15 protein-coding genes and 2 pseudogenes are annotated in these 16,047 nt (G+C 35.4%); 6 read left to right on the plus strand and 11 right to left on the minus strand.

Features of this window, described 5'->3' with window-relative positions:
- Window positions 1-134: 134 nt before the first annotated feature.
- Window positions 135-790 (minus strand): annotated as a pseudogene (locus tag LEP1GSC050_RS15935) (tyrosine-type recombinase/integrase).
- Between the two features lie 382 nt (window positions 791-1,172).
- On the opposite strand from LEP1GSC050_RS15935, the gene LEP1GSC050_RS15940 reads away from it, so the two are divergent.
- Together LEP1GSC050_RS15940 and LEP1GSC050_RS21020 are read left to right on the plus strand one after the other, a co-directional pair.
- On the plus strand, window positions 1,173-1,832 hold the full coding sequence (locus tag LEP1GSC050_RS15940; protein WP_156895973.1) for a hypothetical protein: 660 nt from the start codon (window positions 1,173-1,175) through the stop codon (window positions 1,830-1,832).
- Between the two features lie 260 nt (window positions 1,833-2,092).
- Window positions 2,093-2,215, plus strand: a pseudogene (locus LEP1GSC050_RS21020) (IS256 family transposase); the annotation flags it as partial.
- Window positions 2,216-2,240: 25 nt separating this feature from the next.
- Here LEP1GSC050_RS21020 and LEP1GSC050_RS15950 read toward each other — a convergent pair.
- Entirely contained in the window at window positions 2,241-2,459 is a 219-nt protein-coding gene (locus LEP1GSC050_RS15950; protein WP_020987495.1) for a helix-turn-helix domain-containing protein, read from the minus strand.
- Between the two features lie 550 nt (window positions 2,460-3,009).
- Here LEP1GSC050_RS15950 and LEP1GSC050_RS15960 point away from each other — a divergent pair.
- From LEP1GSC050_RS15960 to LEP1GSC050_RS15970, 3 genes are read left to right on the plus strand one after another with little or no spacing between them, the layout of a single operon-like run.
- Window positions 3,010-3,696, plus strand: a complete 687-nt coding sequence (locus LEP1GSC050_RS15960; protein ID WP_010568748.1) for a hypothetical protein — start codon at window positions 3,010-3,012, stop codon at window positions 3,694-3,696.
- 41 nt (window positions 3,697-3,737) lie between these two features.
- Window positions 3,738-3,929, plus strand: a complete 192-nt coding sequence (locus tag LEP1GSC050_RS15965) for a hypothetical protein (protein WP_010568749.1) — start codon at window positions 3,738-3,740, stop codon at window positions 3,927-3,929.
- A 7-nt stretch (window positions 3,930-3,936) separates the two neighbouring features.
- Window positions 3,937-4,455, plus strand: coding sequence for a hypothetical protein (locus LEP1GSC050_RS15970; protein WP_010568750.1), 519 nt, complete (start codon window positions 3,937-3,939; stop codon window positions 4,453-4,455).
- 362 nt (window positions 4,456-4,817) lie between these two features.
- Here LEP1GSC050_RS15970 and LEP1GSC050_RS15980 read toward each other — a convergent pair whose 3' ends face one another.
- The 5 genes from LEP1GSC050_RS15980 to LEP1GSC050_RS16000 form a co-directional block, all read right to left on the minus strand.
- Window positions 4,818-5,159, minus strand: a complete 342-nt coding sequence (locus LEP1GSC050_RS15980; protein WP_010568752.1) for a hypothetical protein — start codon at window positions 5,157-5,159, stop codon at window positions 4,818-4,820.
- 123 nt (window positions 5,160-5,282) lie between these two features.
- On the minus strand, window positions 5,283-5,735 hold the full coding sequence (locus LEP1GSC050_RS15985; RefSeq protein ID WP_156895974.1) for a hypothetical protein: 453 nt from the start codon (window positions 5,733-5,735) through the stop codon (window positions 5,283-5,285).
- A gap of 72 nt (window positions 5,736-5,807) precedes the next feature.
- A complete protein-coding gene (locus LEP1GSC050_RS15990; protein ID WP_010568754.1) occupies window positions 5,808-7,754 on the minus strand; it encodes a hypothetical protein in 1,947 nt (648 codons plus the stop codon).
- An 897-nt stretch (window positions 7,755-8,651) separates the two neighbouring features.
- Entirely contained in the window at window positions 8,652-9,050 is a 399-nt protein-coding gene (locus tag LEP1GSC050_RS15995) for an LIC_13246 family protein (RefSeq protein ID WP_010568755.1), read from the minus strand.
- 75 nt (window positions 9,051-9,125) lie between these two features.
- The gene (locus LEP1GSC050_RS16000) at window positions 9,126-9,788 is read right to left on the minus strand and encodes a tyrosine-type recombinase/integrase (RefSeq protein ID WP_010568756.1); all 663 of its coding nucleotides are present in this window, start codon (window positions 9,786-9,788) and stop codon (window positions 9,126-9,128) included.
- Window positions 9,789-10,112: 324 nt separating this feature from the next.
- On the opposite strand from LEP1GSC050_RS16000, the gene LEP1GSC050_RS16005 reads away from it, so the two are divergent.
- A complete protein-coding gene (locus LEP1GSC050_RS16005) occupies window positions 10,113-11,273 on the plus strand; it encodes a hypothetical protein (protein WP_020987333.1) in 1,161 nt (386 codons plus the stop codon).
- Between the two features lie 324 nt (window positions 11,274-11,597).
- On the opposite strand, the gene LEP1GSC050_RS16010 is transcribed toward LEP1GSC050_RS16005, so the two are convergent.
- The 4 genes from LEP1GSC050_RS16010 to LEP1GSC050_RS16025 form a co-directional block, all read right to left on the minus strand.
- Window positions 11,598-12,704, minus strand: coding sequence for a hypothetical protein (locus LEP1GSC050_RS16010; RefSeq protein ID WP_010568758.1), 1,107 nt, complete (start codon window positions 12,702-12,704; stop codon window positions 11,598-11,600).
- Window positions 12,705-12,709: 5 nt separating this feature from the next.
- Window positions 12,710-14,173, minus strand: coding sequence for a DUF5677 domain-containing protein (locus LEP1GSC050_RS16015; protein ID WP_010568759.1), 1,464 nt, complete (start codon window positions 14,171-14,173; stop codon window positions 12,710-12,712).
- A 240-nt stretch (window positions 14,174-14,413) separates the two neighbouring features.
- Window positions 14,414-15,277, minus strand: a complete 864-nt coding sequence (locus LEP1GSC050_RS16020) for a GIY-YIG nuclease family protein (protein ID WP_020987471.1) — start codon at window positions 15,275-15,277, stop codon at window positions 14,414-14,416.
- Window positions 15,278-15,390: 113 nt separating this feature from the next.
- Complete coding sequence (locus LEP1GSC050_RS16025) at window positions 15,391-16,047, minus strand: tetratricopeptide repeat protein (RefSeq protein WP_010568762.1); 657 nt, start codon at window positions 16,045-16,047, stop codon at window positions 15,391-15,393.

A 16,047-nucleotide genomic window follows, 5' to 3' on the forward strand; every position in this document is an offset into this window, starting at 1 on the left:
ATCTTTCTTTCCTAAAGCTGTTTCATAATAGATAATTAGAGATTCGAGGATCTTTTTAAATTTCTCGATTCCTATCGGATCGATTGCTTTCCAGGTGTTTATTTGCATGTCACGCAGCAGAAGCTTAGAAAAAATTAATCCCAAGTTAAATGGGCAGGTCCGTCGAAATAAGGTTGAGCGTAAAACTTAGCGGTCGTAATTGGAGAGGAAGGATCTAAGGCTTTTTGAGCAGCTATAGATCCCGCTTTCTCCAGAAGCCTTTGCCCCACCGAGTGCCGAATTGCATGAGGATGAACTAACTTCCCTTGGCAAGTTTTCTCATTCCAAGAGTTAACGATCCTTTGTAAGCTTCTAGTAGTTAAAAGAGTTCGGGAGGTTTGGTTTCTCTTAGGTCTTGAAAGGAAAAAGTAATCGGATTTAATTTCTATAATCTTGTGATACTTCTTAATTGCTTTCAGTATTTCATTCGTAAGAACTGCGTATTTTGTTTTACCGCCTTTAGCTGTATACTCGATCAATGTTTCTCCACTGGGTGAACTTAGGATCCTAGAAAATTGAAGTGATACAGTTTCTTTAGCCTCAATGCAGTTTTACTCTTTAAGAGAAAGAGGGCGCGATTCCGGTAATCCTCTCCCGTTACGGGCTTAGAAAAGCGACGGGTTAGCTCAGTCATTGCTACATCTGTAAGACTTTTACCAAAAGCTGAAGTCGTCGAATGAGGATCTCTTGGACCCCTATCTCGATTTCGTTTTTTAGAATTGATATCGATTATTTTTGCTGAATAACCCAAGTTGAATATCCTCTTCAAAATATACTATATAGATTGAACTGTCAGGAAAAATATTGTTGAATTTCAGGGGAGCGTGACGGAATCTTATGTCCGAGTTTATCGAATTCTCGGACATTGAAGATGAGATACTAGAGAGGAGTATTTGGATTAGTACGGACTAATAAATTGTCCCTGGTATATCGGATATAAGTAGGAAATGAATTTAATCAGGACATTATTCAATTCGAAAGAGTTCTCTATTAAGTTTCCTGCCTACTATGACAATAGAGAACTTCTTTTATCTCTAATAGAGAATGTTTTCGATTACCTACCGGATTCCGAAAATAAGATCGCCAATCAATCCTTGGATCAGATTCATTCGTTTCTATGGGAGATTCAACTAATGCATCTTCTGAAATATCAAGGATATGAACTTCAACGAGGAGGATTAGAAGGTCCCGATATAATATGTAAGAAAGATGGAAAAACATTTTTAATAGAATGTATGTTAGTTGAAAACTGGGAAAAAGGAGGCCGAGGAAACGCTTACTATTCTTCCCATGAAGAAGATAAAATACTAAAATATACTGGTGCGATCGTAGAAAAAGGAAAGCAATTTGAGAAGTGGTCGGAGAAAAAACTTATTCCCGCCAATTCAATTCGTATTATCGCGATTGGAGGAGCCTTGCAAAGCTTATCGGATATTCACACAGGAATACCCGATATTGTAAAATCTGTCTATCCAATTGGAAATTCATACTATTCAGTTCCACTTGATGGCCCGGAAAGATATCTTGTAAATCATGAACCGAGAAATCGAATAATTAAAGTGAGCGGGGCGGAGATTCCTACCGACTTGTTTTTAAAAGAGAAATTTCAGAATATTTCAGGATTAATCTATAATCCATATTCTATTTTGCAAAGAGACGTATCTGAAGGAAAGGGGTATATTGTTGTTTCTAACCATGGTGCAGAAGAATCAATTCCAATAAATCTTATAATCGGTTCTCTATTTTATTATATTGATGACAAAGGAAATTTGCGACATAAATCGGTTGAATAGATTTGAAGAATGATAGCAATTATTTAATCAATGAATATGCTAAAATAATTAAAAAAGAAATGAATGAGACTCACCTTAAGCAAATTATAAATATTGAAAGTAAGCTTGTGAATCCATTAAGAATTAATAAAGATTTATTAGGCAGAAAACGTCCCGCGATAACGTTCTAATTTTTTCGCACATTTAGAGATAAAAAGAAAGGCTCTCCTAACCTACCTAAGATTGTGACCAAACAATTTTCAAGAAGAGGAGAACCCCCCATGAGGGCAGAAGAAGATAAAAGCCATCTGAAAGTAATCCAAGTTCATGAGATCCAACTCAAGAAGGACTTGAGTGAACTCTTAAGAGGTTCAGTCGAAGAAACGTTGAATGATCTATTGGATGTGTCAGATCTTGTCTAATGTTTTATTATACGTCCAATAGATCTTTCGGCTTTACTTTCAGTCTTTTTGAAAGTTTAAAAATAGAGCGCACCGAAGGATGCGACTGACCATTCTCTATATCTTGAACGGTTCGATATGAAATAGCGTATTCTCCTTCCTCCATCGCTTCTTGAGTAATTCCACGAGAAATACGGGTTTCTTTTATTTTTTGTCCAACCTTCCGAATAAATTCCTCGTATTCCACGCACAAAATTATGTGCTTTTTGAAACAAATATAACACACGAAAATTCGTGTAGACGGAATTTGGGCCTACACGGAAAATCGTGTAAAGGTAATATTTATGAGAATTCAATTATTAATATTTTCTGCACTCTTGAGTATATTGTTTTCAAACTGTATAACCTTCTACAAGAGCAACTATCAATTTCTTCCCGCCTACGACAAGCCTCCACTAAAGATTCAAATTTCTCCTACTCGGGCAGGGCGCTGGAATGGAGGCTTTGGGCAAACGGACCCTTCTTATCAAATAGATAATGACTCTAAAGAATTTTATAATTATTTCGAAAAAAATAAGGGGGCTAAATTTGGAATAGAGTTAGATAGATCGTACCCGCATGAACCAAGTAACTTTCTACTCGGTGTATTTACAGCGTGCTTAGTAATTCCGTGCTATTTCGAAAACTCGTCTTCTGTAACAGTTCATTATTTTTTAAACGATAATCAACAGAATAAAAGTAATGTTTATTCTGGAACCCTGAAGAAAGTCGTTTGGCTTCCTATACTCATTTAAAATTTGCTTCCATTTGGATGGAGCGATTTAGCGGATATCTACCAGCAAAAAAGTGTCTATGATAAACTTGATGAAGAAATTCCACCGATAGTTCATGCAGAATCTCTTAAATATTTTCCTAATACAGGTAAGGAGAAAGAAAATATAGAGAATGACAAAGGGGAAAACGAAGCCTGGAAGAAGATAAACAAAAAGTCCATAAAAGCGATCCTCGCATTCCTAAAAGGTGCAAAATCCGAAAAAGTAATCTCCGAGGCAAATTCATTAAAATCAAACCTGCTAGACCAGAAAGTAAAATCCTTTCTATCTTCCAAATACCCGTTTGCTAAGAAATATTTCGATTCTATTGTTTATTACCCGGATGGTGAAACTTCGGAAAGTCAGTTCTATCATCTCTTCCGATCCTACATATTAGGAATTAATCCCGAGACAGGTTTTAAGGCTCTTCCTATCATAAAAGAAAAGGGTGGCGAAGTTGTTTGGTTAATCGCGGACGGGGAAGAAGGGATTTATCTACATTTTAGGCCATTCAAGAACAGAATGGTATTATCTAAAATAACTCAAAAGAAGGGACCTTTAGAATTTCCTATAGAAGAAAAATCTTATAATTTTGTAGCGAGCCAATTGTTTTCGAGTGGATGGAATTTTCCCAATGATGATAATCTAGATATGGGTTTCATCGAGAAGTAACTACTCGGAACTTAACGGATTCAAATGAAAGAAGGCTCTATATGGCAGTGCAAGAATTAAGAGATAAACACAACAAACTTCTCGGAAAGATAAAAGAGCTTAGTGGCGGCAAGTTGGAGCTAAGGGATTCCCATAACAGCCTGAAAGGCACCTACGATCCTAAAAGAAACGAAACCAGAGACGCTCGTAATAGCCTAGTAGGCAAAGGCAATTTGTTAACTTCCCTTCTTTAAAAATACGATGGCTAAGATAAAATTCAATCCATCTAAAGAATATCCAATTAACGTTTCCCGGTTAAAAGGAGGTCGTCAAATAACCAAAGAGGATTTGGAGAGTTTCTGGGCTAAAGTTCCTAAAGAATATAAAGAAGCTATTGGAATCTATATCTTCGGAATGATTATCGCGAGAGGAGTGATTCCAATTTACGTTGGGAAAACTCGCCGATCCTTTTTCTCGGAAGTATTTACTGATAGAAACCTCAACACTTACAACGGCGAAATTGTAAAACGAGACCGAGACTATAAGCCCTTTATACAATTCTTAGTCTATGAGAAATCAGGTCGGGGAGCAATTAACAGAACTGTTATCAAAAGGGTCGAAAAACATGTAATTACGATGGCTTCTGAGAAGAACCCGAATCTCGCGAATACTCAGAATAAGAAAATTGAGTCAAACTTCATAATCACAGGGATTGGTAGCGATGGAAGAGGAGCTAATACCCTTCCGGGAAAATTCTTTAGAAAAATGATGAACTATTGAGAAACACCTATAACCCTCCGAAGAATTATCGAAGGGTCTTGGATGTTATTATAAAATCCGATTTGCGCAGATTTCTCCTCATTCGTATCTTGTTTCTTAAGAATTTTCTCAAGAGATACTAGCTTTTCTTCGTGATTCTTAATTCCGACCTGTGTAAATCCAAATCTCGCCAATCTCCGGAATATAAAAGACCCCAATAATTTCTTTATATTGGGCTTAGGTAGAGGGCAAGGAAAAGGTGCCCCTACGAAAGCCGGAAAGTTCTTCAGAAAAATGATGAACTTTTAGCTACGAAAGGCACCTTAATTTTCTCCATCTTCGTTTTATTGGCCGCATCAAAAACGACAGATTAGGGTTTCATTTTATCCGGCTATGTCGAAGAAATCGTCTTCAGAAAATTGTATAGTTGTCTTCTCCGCATACTCAAAGCCGAAATTTTTTCGTAGTTTTTCTTTCATCGTTGCTTTATTGAAGGTTTCTACGAAAATTTTTACCCACTCCTCATCGCCTTGAACCAGGAAAGTACCATTCTTGTATAGATTGAAATTAAATTTTCCGATTTGATCAGTAACTTTAATTTGATCGAAGGATTTATGCTTAACCCAAGTCCCCGGAACTCCATAGGCGAGGATAAAATTCTTAAACTCGTTAAGATTTCCTTTTACTTTTCCAAACGTGTGATTGTATAATGATTTAGAGTCCATAAAGTGGTTCTCCTATTAAATTCGTCTTACTTACCTTGCCATTCAAATTGAAACTAAGAAATTCCGTGCATAATCGTATAATCGGGATTACGCATGGAATTTAAATTCGAGATTATATCCCGTTCAGAATAGCCAATCCTCATAAACAGACCTTGGGGGTTTGCGATTATATCGTTTATGAGTTACCTTTGATTTCTGTGGAGGAGGTAGTTTAAAGAAGTCTTCAATAGGATCTTCCGCCTTTTCTTCCTCAGGATTGCAAATTGGTTCTTTTTCGATATCGGGATCAAAGGATATCAAATCCTTTAGCTTATCCTGTAAGTTCGGCTGAAGAAACATTTCTTTCAAGACTGAAACCCAACTTCTATCTCCGCTAATGATGAACTTATTGTTGTTGGTCAGCCTAAAACAGAAACCCTCATTGTCACTATCACTGTCATAAACGAGGCTTTCGTACCGTTTACAAAGAGTCCAACTTCCCGGTACTCCAAGTTGGCGAATGAAATCTTTTAGCTCATTCCGATTTCCAATTACTTCTCCTAACATTGCTAAGTCGTGCGATGACCTATTAAACATTGGCAAATTTACTCCATTTTTAAACATTCAAAATTCTTTCAGTTATTCAATCGGATCTTATTTCTAACTACCTTATATTAGACGTATGAGCGGCTTAATTGGTAGTCTCTGTAAAAAAAATATTCGTTTACTGTGATATACATTATCGTTATTCTTTAAGAAGCAATCAGCATTAAATAGAGATAATATATCAAGGAAGCTATAGCCAAGGGTTTCCTTAGTTAGGCCATTCAATTTAGATTTTAAAATATCAACTAGAAGTTTACGGTCTGCATACTCGGGAATAAAGTTATACGTTTTGCAAAGCTTTCCGTTAGCAGGGTGCTTAAATTGATCCAAAAACAAGATCACATTTGAGAAGAGAATCTGGGGAAAGGAGGACGAATTATCTTTTAGATACGCTTCAAAGTGATTAATCGCATTTAATGAAATAGAATTTCGTTTTAAAAGGGGCGGAAAATAATCGCTATCTACATTAATTTTGCCATTTTCAAATTTGTCTTGAAGAATGGAATCAAACAGAATGAATTTCTTTTCGGTAGGTATTAATTTATACTCAAAGAAGCCTCCAATGTTGAATGAATAACCTACTAAATCAATTTTCTCATTAGTCTCAAGATTTTGTATGAAATTATCGTCATTTACTAGATCGACTGCTAAAATCCCGGCCTCTAGATAAAGACCAACATTTTCCTTTATACTATCCGGGACTTCGGGAAAATATGGGTTCAGTCTCAGCGTTTCTGCGGGTCTCATATGATTGAAATAATTCTCAGATGGGCTTATATTCTTCGTATTGACTACGCTTGTAGATAGAGGTTCATTATCAAGGGATGAAGAAAGGGGAGAATATTGCGGTATTGCAAATTCGAAATTTAAAATAGAAAATATTTCCTTCAGCCTTTTGAGTTGAGACTCATTTTTTAGAATAGAGAATAATTTCATTTCATTCGAGTATTTCTTTCCGAGTTTGATATGTTTATTTATCAAAGATTCGATTTTCTCTTCCGGCTTGCCTTGTTTCCTTAGGACTTCTCTATATTTTTCGAGTACAACGGGACTATTAAGTCGTTCTTCAAAATCTTTATATTGGTTCATTAAAACGATTTCCTTTAGGGGATCTTTTTCGGTAGAAAAATATTCAAGAAGAGCCGGGGTTTCATTTTTAGAAATCGGAATTGGCCTATTGATTTTTAGGAAAGAGGAGAAAAACGTTGCGGTATTCTTTTTAAAATAGCCGTTGATAGAGTCCTGCGAGAGATCGTGCAAATATTTAGATCCAAGCTTATTTTTGACAATTCGAGCGCCTTTGATTGTAAGTTCAAGGCGAGCTATATTATCATTCTTGGTTATATTTTTGGAATTTTCCTCTTCCGTCGGGTTGTATACGCGGCTTGTTCTAATAGGCTTTTTCTTTTCCCTCAGTTCTTTTGCCTTATCGTAGATCGAAATAGATTCAGACTTATTCTTGTAGTAGAGGGTATTTTTGAAATATTTCTTTTTCTTCTTAACAGGGGAAGGGAAATCGAATAGGCCGAAATAAGAATCGTAGCTTTGCGATAAGCTGAGGTTACAGAATATCTCAATTCGGGAAATCATCATTTTCGACGGACCTTTTATCCTTATTCCAGTTCCTTCTAACTTAGAGTTAACTATCTCTATTAATCTTTCATGGTTGATTACAGGATAAGGAACCAAATTAGTCTCATTGAATAGTTTAGGGATAGAGAACTTGAAATAGACTTTCGCCTCATTCGAATTATATTTACTTTTAGAGACGAAGATGTTATTCACGAACTCCAATTTTATACCTTGGCTTTTATCCCCTTTTCTTATCATCTCAGTCGCTCTTTTTCTAAACATCATATTATGATGGCTTAGTAACTCGACATTAGAATTATCGCAATAGAGAGTTAAGGAATCTATTCCAACAGAGCTAAACGTATCATTAGATTTGTAGAAAGTAACGGGTAATATATTATTCTTTTCTTTAACTTTATAAATAGAGCTATTTAACATAGTATTTTAATCCTTTAATTGGGCACATATAGTTATAGTAAGGAAAACGTTTTATAAAATCTTAAGTTTTACGTTATTGTTTTACGTTATTGTTATAAACGGAGGTGGTTAGTGTATGGCTTGTCAAGTAAGCGGCGTTTAAAGCTAAAGAAATGAATTCTCCGGATCGTATTAGTAATATACAGTCCAACTGGTAGGGAAGAGAGGAATAGCTCACCTGAAAGTATGGAGTGATGTTTGAGTGTGCTCGAGAAATAGGAGATTCTCGAATCGTTAATTGCAGGCGCGATTGTAATTTTTCTTCTATAGATTTGTTTAGGTTTTATTATTGTGAAGTCCATCTGTTGAAATTTTCGATCCTTTTGTTCTGACACATGTTGCAAGTTTTATCATTTTATTTTCCAGTACGTCGGATAGCAGGCACGAATGTTAGACGGGATACGAATCGATGGTTACTTGGGGTCAGTTAAAAAATAATTCTCGAGAGCAAAAAAAATTACAGGATTTTGGGAAAAGCTAATTTGAACGGAATGTAGGGGGGGGGTAGAGAGGATATATTAAAGAAAAGCGATAATTCTAATTATTTCCCCTGAATTATGCACTAAATTTTAAAAATGTCAAGTAGAAAATTATTAAGAAATTAGAATATTCGGAATCTAAACTGTAGTATTGAGATAGGTTGCTGAAATGAAACATTCGTATATCAACTTTCTCGGAATTTATGTCTTTAATTCCAAGTTACTACTAATTCATTAGCTCGAATTCGAATTTTGGAAAAAGAACCAACACTACTAGTAGGAAGACCAATGAAGGTAATTTTCTTTTTGAAGAGTTAAATAACAGGAGAGTAACAAATGAGTCGACAGTATAGCTAATCGGAATGGATTGCCTTTTTCTTCAAGGATTATCAATTTCAGCTACTTTTGAATGGTTCAGATAAATATCCGTAAGACACGGAATGTTAAAGACTGGGTTAGTAAGATTTTTAGAGTCCGAAAATCCATCCCGTTCTTCTTGTATCCCGTCTATGTGAATCCATTCGTCGGTCTTAATATTTTTTCCGTCGGCAATTTCTCCTCGGATTAGATATTCATATTCTCCGAACTTCTTTACGAACACTCTTGCATTAGGGGCGATAATTAACTCCTTGCGGAATTCCCAAGTTTCGCTAATACTTTTCGGTTCCCAGATCATATTGTAGTATGAATAGAGTATGCTTAAGATACGTTTGAAAGTGATGATTCCTTCTGCATCCATCTCTTTCCAAGGTTCTTCCTTTTCGATTTCTTCTTTCATAAGTTCCTCTTAAGTTTTATTTATTGATAATCTCCGTACGCATAGATGAACTCGAAGACTTCTATCGGTGCATCTTCAGAGGCCCCAGGAAAGATACTTAGAACCGTCAAAGTAGGGCGGAGTGTAAAAAAGGGAACTGGTGACTGGAGAAGAATGTTGTAGAACTTTTTGGCAGCCGATAGAGCCTACAGTTTTTAACAATCTATGTCCGACCGTATGTCTCATGGCATGCGGGTGAGCAAGTTTTCCTGAACAAGTAAACACATTCCAGGAATTGACTATTTTTTGTAGGCCGCGAGTTGAGAGCGGATTTCGAGTTGATTGGTTCCTTTTAGGTCTGGATAGGAAAAAGAAGTCCGATTTTAATTGGAAAGCTGAATGATATTCTCGAAGCGATTGGAATGTCGTATCGTCTATTACTGCGTAGGAAATCTTTCCTCCTTTACGAATATAGGAAATTAGAGTTTCGCCCGTCGGAGCTTCGAGTAATTGAGAGAATCTTAAGGATACGATCTCTTTCGCTCGTAGTCCTGTTTTACTCATGAGTAAAAATAACGCCCGATTACGATATTCTTCTTCGGTTCTAGGAACTGAAAATCGATTGCTCAGCTCAATCATGGTATGATCGGCAAAGCCTTTACCTACCATCGAAAGATGAGATTTACCGTTTTTTGAAGTAAGATTTTTCTTCCTTCTTGCTAATTTCAGGTCTATAACGTTTTTTGCAAGAGTTTGCATTTTGTTTACTCTTATCCTAAACTAATATGTAGCATAAGGGCAAATCGCAAAGTAAAATTTGTTGAAATGAATGCGACTAACGTGAAATTTTATTTGGGCGTTTCTGAAGCGGTCTAAATTACATTAGAAAACCTTCAAGTTCTGATTTTCGTAAATTTTCGGAACTGAGAAAGGTTTTTATACCAATGTGAATATTCCTTATGAGCTAAATTTGTGAAAAAATAGGTAGGCAAGAGCTTTCTCAGAATGCTATATTTTCGGGTCTTTGTGGAGTTCCCCGATTAAGTGGACACGGAAATGCATTCGGATAGACATTAGATTAATATGACAATAATGAGGTCGATGCCTTTCCCGGATCAACATATCGGTGAGGAATTTGCAATCTATTTGGAAACAATATTTCCTGCGGCATTTCAGGTTGATAAGAATGTTATCAAGCGGGGTCTCTTTAAGCTTCATTATGATAAATATAGATTTATTTCAAAATTAGAGTATGAAGGAAAAGAAGAAAATTTAGATCAAACTCTTTTAGATTTTAATCATTTTCGAAATCAGAAAGTTGCCAGAGAAGAAGACTTTATTCTCTTTTCCCAATTGCCATTAAAAGGTTGTTTTGAATCTGAGCATTTCGTTCTGTTCCCGATTACGGAACCGAATGTTACGCCTAAAAATTTTTTTGGAGACTGGCCCTTTGCCGTTAGAGTTAAATTTGAGGGCTCACCTATTGAAGCTTTGAATACGCATCGTATACGATTTATACAATACGAAATAAGATTTTTACTTAATGCACTTATTCGAGATAGTTTGAAATTTTATCCTGAATTTGATAGACAAGAATGGACATTAAGCTTCCCTGAGATCGGTAAACCGATCCCCGAGTATCGACGAATAGGATACTCATTAATCGAAGAACCTTCTATCCCCCAAATCGGGGAAGTTCCCTTAGTCCCGTATGAAGATTATTATAATCAAATAGGATTGCGTTTGGAAGAGTGGGAGTTTAAGTTACCAAGCAATTTCTTGGATCTCGTTAATGCATACTATGCACTTTCTTCGGGCAATAAAGAGAGATTTATTCGAGCATCTTATTGGGTGAATATTGCACATTTTGTCTATTTAAACTCACGGTCGTTGTATTATCAAAGTTTAGTCAATGCGCTCGAGAGTTTGGTGCCGCCCGAAGTTGTGGAACAAAATTGTTCTGAATGTGGCAAGAAATTTTATTCATCGAGAAGTTCTGATATAAGAAAAATGCTTAAAGAGAATGCAAACTGGCTTACTAATAAAGAATTCAGCGAAATTTGGAGTATACGAAGTAAGATTGCCCACGGTGCTAGGTTGCAGCCAAGCGACGAAGCTCCGGGTTATTTTCGATTTGATCCGGTTAGTAATTCAAGCAGGAGAGAGGAATGGAAACTTTCAAGAATATTAAAGATAATTTTAGTTAATTGGCTAATGAATAATTCTAAGAATTCGTTAGCCTAAATAGTGATTCTGTAAAACGCAACTAGGCTAGAGCTATTTTGTCATGACACTATCCCACTTAAAAATTATAGTAGAGGAAAGTTCGATTTTAATTATTGAGGATTCATTCGGGGACGAAAAATATTAAAGTTCAGTTCTTCGAAAGTATAGTATTCTAGTTGCGGGAAACTTTCAAGACGTTATCTTATTAAATTGTTTGGTCACAATCTCAATCGGTTAGGAGAGCCTTTCCAAAAACGCAAAAAATTTAGAACGTTATCAAATTAACGTATAGTACCTAACAAAGCTAAAGGATAGAATGAATTAATATTGCGATATATTTTACTACAGTTCAATAGAACTGAAAGTTTCTAAAATTACTCCTTCTATTTTTCTAAATTCGCAAGCGAATATATCGATTCCATTGCGTTTGAATTCATTCCGTAAGGATACAAGCATCTCTTTTTTTTGCATTAGATTACAGTATTCTGAAAAATCGATATTCAAAAACCTTTCTTTGTTAATGGCTTTCGTTAAGATAAAGGAAAGAATGGCATTTTCAATTATTTCTCTAACCTCTTCATCATCTGCAAAATTCTCTCTGAAAGTGATTAGATAGTTAAATGTAATAGGGTGTCTTATATAAGGATTCAAGTTCAACAACGAACAGGTCAATAGAATTTCGAGCATTTGCGAAATCAATGCGAAGGATGCGAAAAGAAATAATTTTGGTTCGGAGTTGCTTTTGAGTATATGCGACGTTCCCATCTGGTGGCCTAAATAGTTTAAGATTTTCTCCCTTAGAGGCGCGTCCGGGCTTGTCAAAGTGTCAAAAATTAAAGCCTCTTTAAAATGGAGCGGCATATTTTTTTCAATTTCTTCAAAGTTTGAAAATTCTTCGCAAAAAGTTTCTTCACTTATGAATTCTTTCCCAAAAGAGGCACTGATGATATTTAAGAATAATTCTTGCAATCTCGAGAATTGCTCACTTTGGTCGCCATATGCTATGATTTTTATCGGCAAAATGTAGAAGTGATCTTTAAAATTTTCTAATATATTTATAACATCTATATAAACCTTTTTAAAATATTCCTTTGATGGGTGATTTTTGTCTTTATCATCTGGCATTCTAAAGTAAGTGTTAATTTTGAGAAATGGCTCTGAGATTAAGTGATAATCACCTAAAGATTTAAAATAAAAATGCTCGGCGTTTAAATTTCCTAGATAAACAGCACCAGAGAGCAGGAAACATTTAAAGTTTTTTGTTAACCGTTCTAATTCAAATTCAATTATTTGGTACTGTTCTAACCAAAAGAAATTAATTTCATCAATTATTTGTGCGATTTGCTTAAGGCCCGGATCTTCACTTAAAATAGTGTTCTCATGTCTCTTCAATATTTGATAATAGCATTCTTGAGATTTTCTAGTATTAATTAACAAGTTTTCATTCATTGGGACTATTGTAGAAATTTTGTTAAAGCTTCTGGTGTTTCATAGTTTTCGACAATTAGAAAAAGGACTTTTTTGGTCAACATTAGAATATCTGATTTTACATCCGAAAGATTTTGGTTTAAATTGAAATCTGGAACTGTGTGATACCGATGATCTGAGTTGTCACAAATTAACATTGAGCTTTCTCTAATGGCTCCCCATAGGCCGTGAGAGAAATTTGAATCATAGTCGTATAATAAATCGTATAGCTCTTTTTCTCCAACTTCTACGCTTTTTTCCCTTATTCCAAGTTTATCGAAATATTTTAAATCAATATCAATAAACTCTTCCCATTTAATTTCGTTGACTAATGCCTCGACGATTGGAAGTATAAAATGAGACGTGTTTGTTGAATCGCTTTCACGGGCCTTCAGTAGAAGGAGTTTGTATTTACTAATACCGTATAGCTTGTAATCAGCCCAGATATTCGGAATTTCTGATTCTTTTTTGATTAGATACTTTAAAATTATATAAATTTCTAAAATTGTACGAGTTCCATGTCTTCCTAATATGCAGTCTCCAAGAGACTTAGTGGCAATTTCATTTAGTATTTTTAATGAATAACTGGCCGATCCTATAAGGACATCAAATTTTTCATCTAAAAGGGATTTTTCCTTATTTGTCAGAAAAATATATTCCAATAATCTCTTTGAATTACTAACGAAAGACTCATAGTCATCTGAATTTAAATCAAATTTGAATTGCATTGGCTTACAAGGAGTCATCATACCAATATCCCTCCAAAATTTTTTGCTAAATTTTTTATCTATGTCTGTTGCTGTAATTCCTTCCATGCTCCGTATGACAGGTCGATAGCTTCTCATTTTCTCGTCATCATGATGAGTTCTACTATATTCTTGGAGGGCTTGTGTTGTAATTCGAGAATCCATCGATATCTGAATTCTCTTGTTGAAAATATGAAGACAAATGGCCAAGAAGCGTAAATCAGTAGCTTCGTTAGATTGATGGGGGGAGAAAAGGTTTATTGAATTGGAAAGAACTTGAAGTCTGTATTCGAAGGTGAGTTCGGGTACATAAAAGTATTTATTGAAGGTCTGGTGTTCATCGTTTCTATATAATATTGTTAAAGGAGCTATCAATTTGGCATCAACATGGTTGAGAATTATATTGTAAACAATCTCTTGTTCTTCAATAGAAAGTTGGAGAATGGAAGATAGTTTCGGCCCTGTCAGAGCGATGTTAGATTTTGAAATATCGAAAAGGATTTCGGTTGTTTTGTTTAATCCCTCGTGCCTGCCTAAGTTTGCGAGAATTAATCCTAGCCAAAGATACTCCGGCATTCTACTTTCAGTCCAGGAACTTAGGTTTAGTTTATCTCCCAGTCTGTTGTTTAAGGGCGTTTTGACTACCCCCCTTTTTTTATCGAGGTGGTGTTGGTTAAGTTTACTATAATTCCTATCGTTTTTCATTTGCTATTTTAAGAGACGCTAAATATAGCTTCCGTTTTCCGGATTGGTTAATCGTCAAAATTTTCTGCTTCCTGCTTTGTTTGCTTTCGATACGAATCGGAAAGCCCGAGTCATACGGAATTTGAAGAATGAATTGCTTAAAAAGTGTCTCCAAAAACGTAACTACGTCTTTTACACATAATTGCTGAACCCCACTAGAAAGCGCAAATGGTTGAAGTTTTCTAACTCATTATGGTATGATCAGGCGTCATCAGTAGAACTAAAGATATACTTAGCCCAAAAGTAATCAGATTTCGTGTTAGAGCTGCAAGTCGCTTCTTTGTTAGTGTTACTTGAACGGTCTATCCAGTTTTTAATCAACAATTTTATATCGTCTATATCTTTGTCGGTAAGATCGAACCACTCTCGTGATACTCGCTTATCGGAAAATGTTTTATGAATTTCCTTTTCTAAAAGACGATACCCATTTATTTTTTCTGAGTGAACAATTTGTAGTTCGACAGAGGAGGCACTCTTAAGTGTTTGGAATCTGCTATTAAGATCCCTAGTAACTCCAATTTTGAAATATTTTGAATTTGAAATTATATATAGAAATCCTTCCTCAGTTAATTTTTTGTTTTCTTCTATTGTTCTTATTCGCGGTGCATTTCTTTTATATATTTCATTAATTGTTTTATTTCGATCTTTTCCACTTAAACAACGTAAAAAGTCTAAGACTATGTAGGCGATATCCCACTTAATATCTAGATTCGAAAACGTATTATCGATATTCCAGACATTACTGCTGGCGATCATTTTCTCTAGGATAGCTACTTCTTCATTTCTAACGAATAAATCAAAATCATCAATGAAACTGTTCTTTATAGCAAATTCACCTTCAATAATACTATTTTGAACAAAAAAAATAAATTTTTCCAAAATAAACCATTCTGGAACTATATTGATACCAGTCTTCGAGTAATATTCAATGGCAGTTGCCTGGTCATGTGCTGGCATTACGATTCCATGCGTATAGAAGAAATAATTCGTTTGTAATTTTTCAATATCTTCTAAGATTTTAGTGAGATCGGTATACTTTAAGACTATTTCAGTATCAATATTCATTTTTATCGCTTATCTCATCTAACATTATATTTTTTATTGGCAAAAGGAAAATGGCTAAGATGGTTACAAAGAAAACGTTTTGTAAATTTATCAGGAAGAGTTTCATTTAAAGACTACTTCCGGATTAATAAGAATGTATTTATTAAACTTAGGATACTGAGTCCAGCGATCCCAAGCCATAGGAATTTAGGATTAAAACTTTCTGTAACTTGAATATTGTTTTTCGTGACAACGTTCTTCTTCGCTTCCTCAATCGACTTCAAAAGTTTGTCATATTCGAACTTTACTCTTGCCGAAGTTTCCTGCAAACTTGGATCAAAAATAAAGACAGCCTTCGAAGATCCGCTACCTGTAGGATTCTGCGGGGGAATTTTCACGCCTCTCTCCTCCTTTACAATTGCCGTAGTTTTCGGTTCTTCTTGAAGATCCTTCAAATCTTCCTTAGCCCTTAATTCCAAATACCGATTCCGAACTCCTGGATGGCTCGGCCAAGCTTTGAATACTTTCTCATAATATCCATATGCAGTTAGAAATTTACGATTTGAATAGGCAAGATCCGCTTTTCCGATCCAAACGAAATTTTGGTATAACTGCAACGTTGCATCGTTCGGGTTTCTAGAAAGGACTCGATCCAATTCGGTTTGAGCTTTATCCCACTGCGAAGAATCTACGAGTCCTTTAATTTGGATATAAACTTCTTCCGAGGATTGAGCCAGAGAAGGGGCGAAAGCTATCAGTAGAAGTATAAGTAGAGTAAGAAAATATCGCAT

Source organism: Leptospira broomii serovar Hurstbridge str. 5399, from assembly GCF_000243715.2.
Classification (GTDB): domain Bacteria; phylum Spirochaetota; class Leptospiria; order Leptospirales; family Leptospiraceae; genus Leptospira_B; species Leptospira_B broomii.

What these genes read in the sequence shown, in the direction of transcription:
- LEP1GSC050_RS15940 (WP_156895973.1), top strand. Translation starts at nt 1,173, where the DNA reads ATGCATCTTCTGAAATATCAAGGATATGAACTTCAACGAGGAGGATTA.
- LEP1GSC050_RS15965 (WP_010568749.1), top strand. Translation starts at nt 3,738, where the DNA reads ATGGCAGTGCAAGAATTAAGAGATAAACACAACAAACTTCTCGGAAAG.
- LEP1GSC050_RS15970 (WP_010568750.1), top strand. Translation starts at nt 3,937, where the DNA reads ATGGCTAAGATAAAATTCAATCCATCTAAAGAATATCCAATTAACGTT.
- LEP1GSC050_RS15980 (WP_010568752.1), bottom strand. Translation starts at nt 5,159, where the DNA reads ATGGACTCTAAATCATTATACAATCACACGTTTGGAAAAGTAAAAGGA.
- LEP1GSC050_RS15985 (WP_156895974.1), bottom strand. Translation starts at nt 5,735, where the DNA reads ATGTTTAATAGGTCATCGCACGACTTAGCAATGTTAGGAGAAGTAATT.
- LEP1GSC050_RS15990 (WP_010568754.1), bottom strand. Translation starts at nt 7,754, where the DNA reads ATGTTAAATAGCTCTATTTATAAAGTTAAAGAAAAGAATAATATATTA.
- LEP1GSC050_RS15995 (WP_010568755.1), bottom strand. Translation starts at nt 9,050, where the DNA reads ATGAAAGAAGAAATCGAAAAGGAAGAACCTTGGAAAGAGATGGATGCA.
- LEP1GSC050_RS16000 (WP_010568756.1), bottom strand. Translation starts at nt 9,788, where the DNA reads ATGCAAACTCTTGCAAAAAACGTTATAGACCTGAAATTAGCAAGAAGG.
- LEP1GSC050_RS16005 (WP_020987333.1), top strand. Translation starts at nt 10,113, where the DNA reads ATGACAATAATGAGGTCGATGCCTTTCCCGGATCAACATATCGGTGAG.
- LEP1GSC050_RS16010 (WP_010568758.1), bottom strand. Translation starts at nt 12,704, where the DNA reads ATGAATGAAAACTTGTTAATTAATACTAGAAAATCTCAAGAATGCTAT.
- LEP1GSC050_RS16015 (WP_010568759.1), bottom strand. Translation starts at nt 14,173, where the DNA reads ATGAAAAACGATAGGAATTATAGTAAACTTAACCAACACCACCTCGAT.
- LEP1GSC050_RS16020 (WP_020987471.1), bottom strand. Translation starts at nt 15,277, where the DNA reads ATGAATATTGATACTGAAATAGTCTTAAAGTATACCGATCTCACTAAA.
- LEP1GSC050_RS16025 (WP_010568762.1), bottom strand. Translation starts at nt 16,047, where the DNA reads ATGCGATATTTTCTTACTCTACTTATACTTCTACTGATAGCTTTCGCC.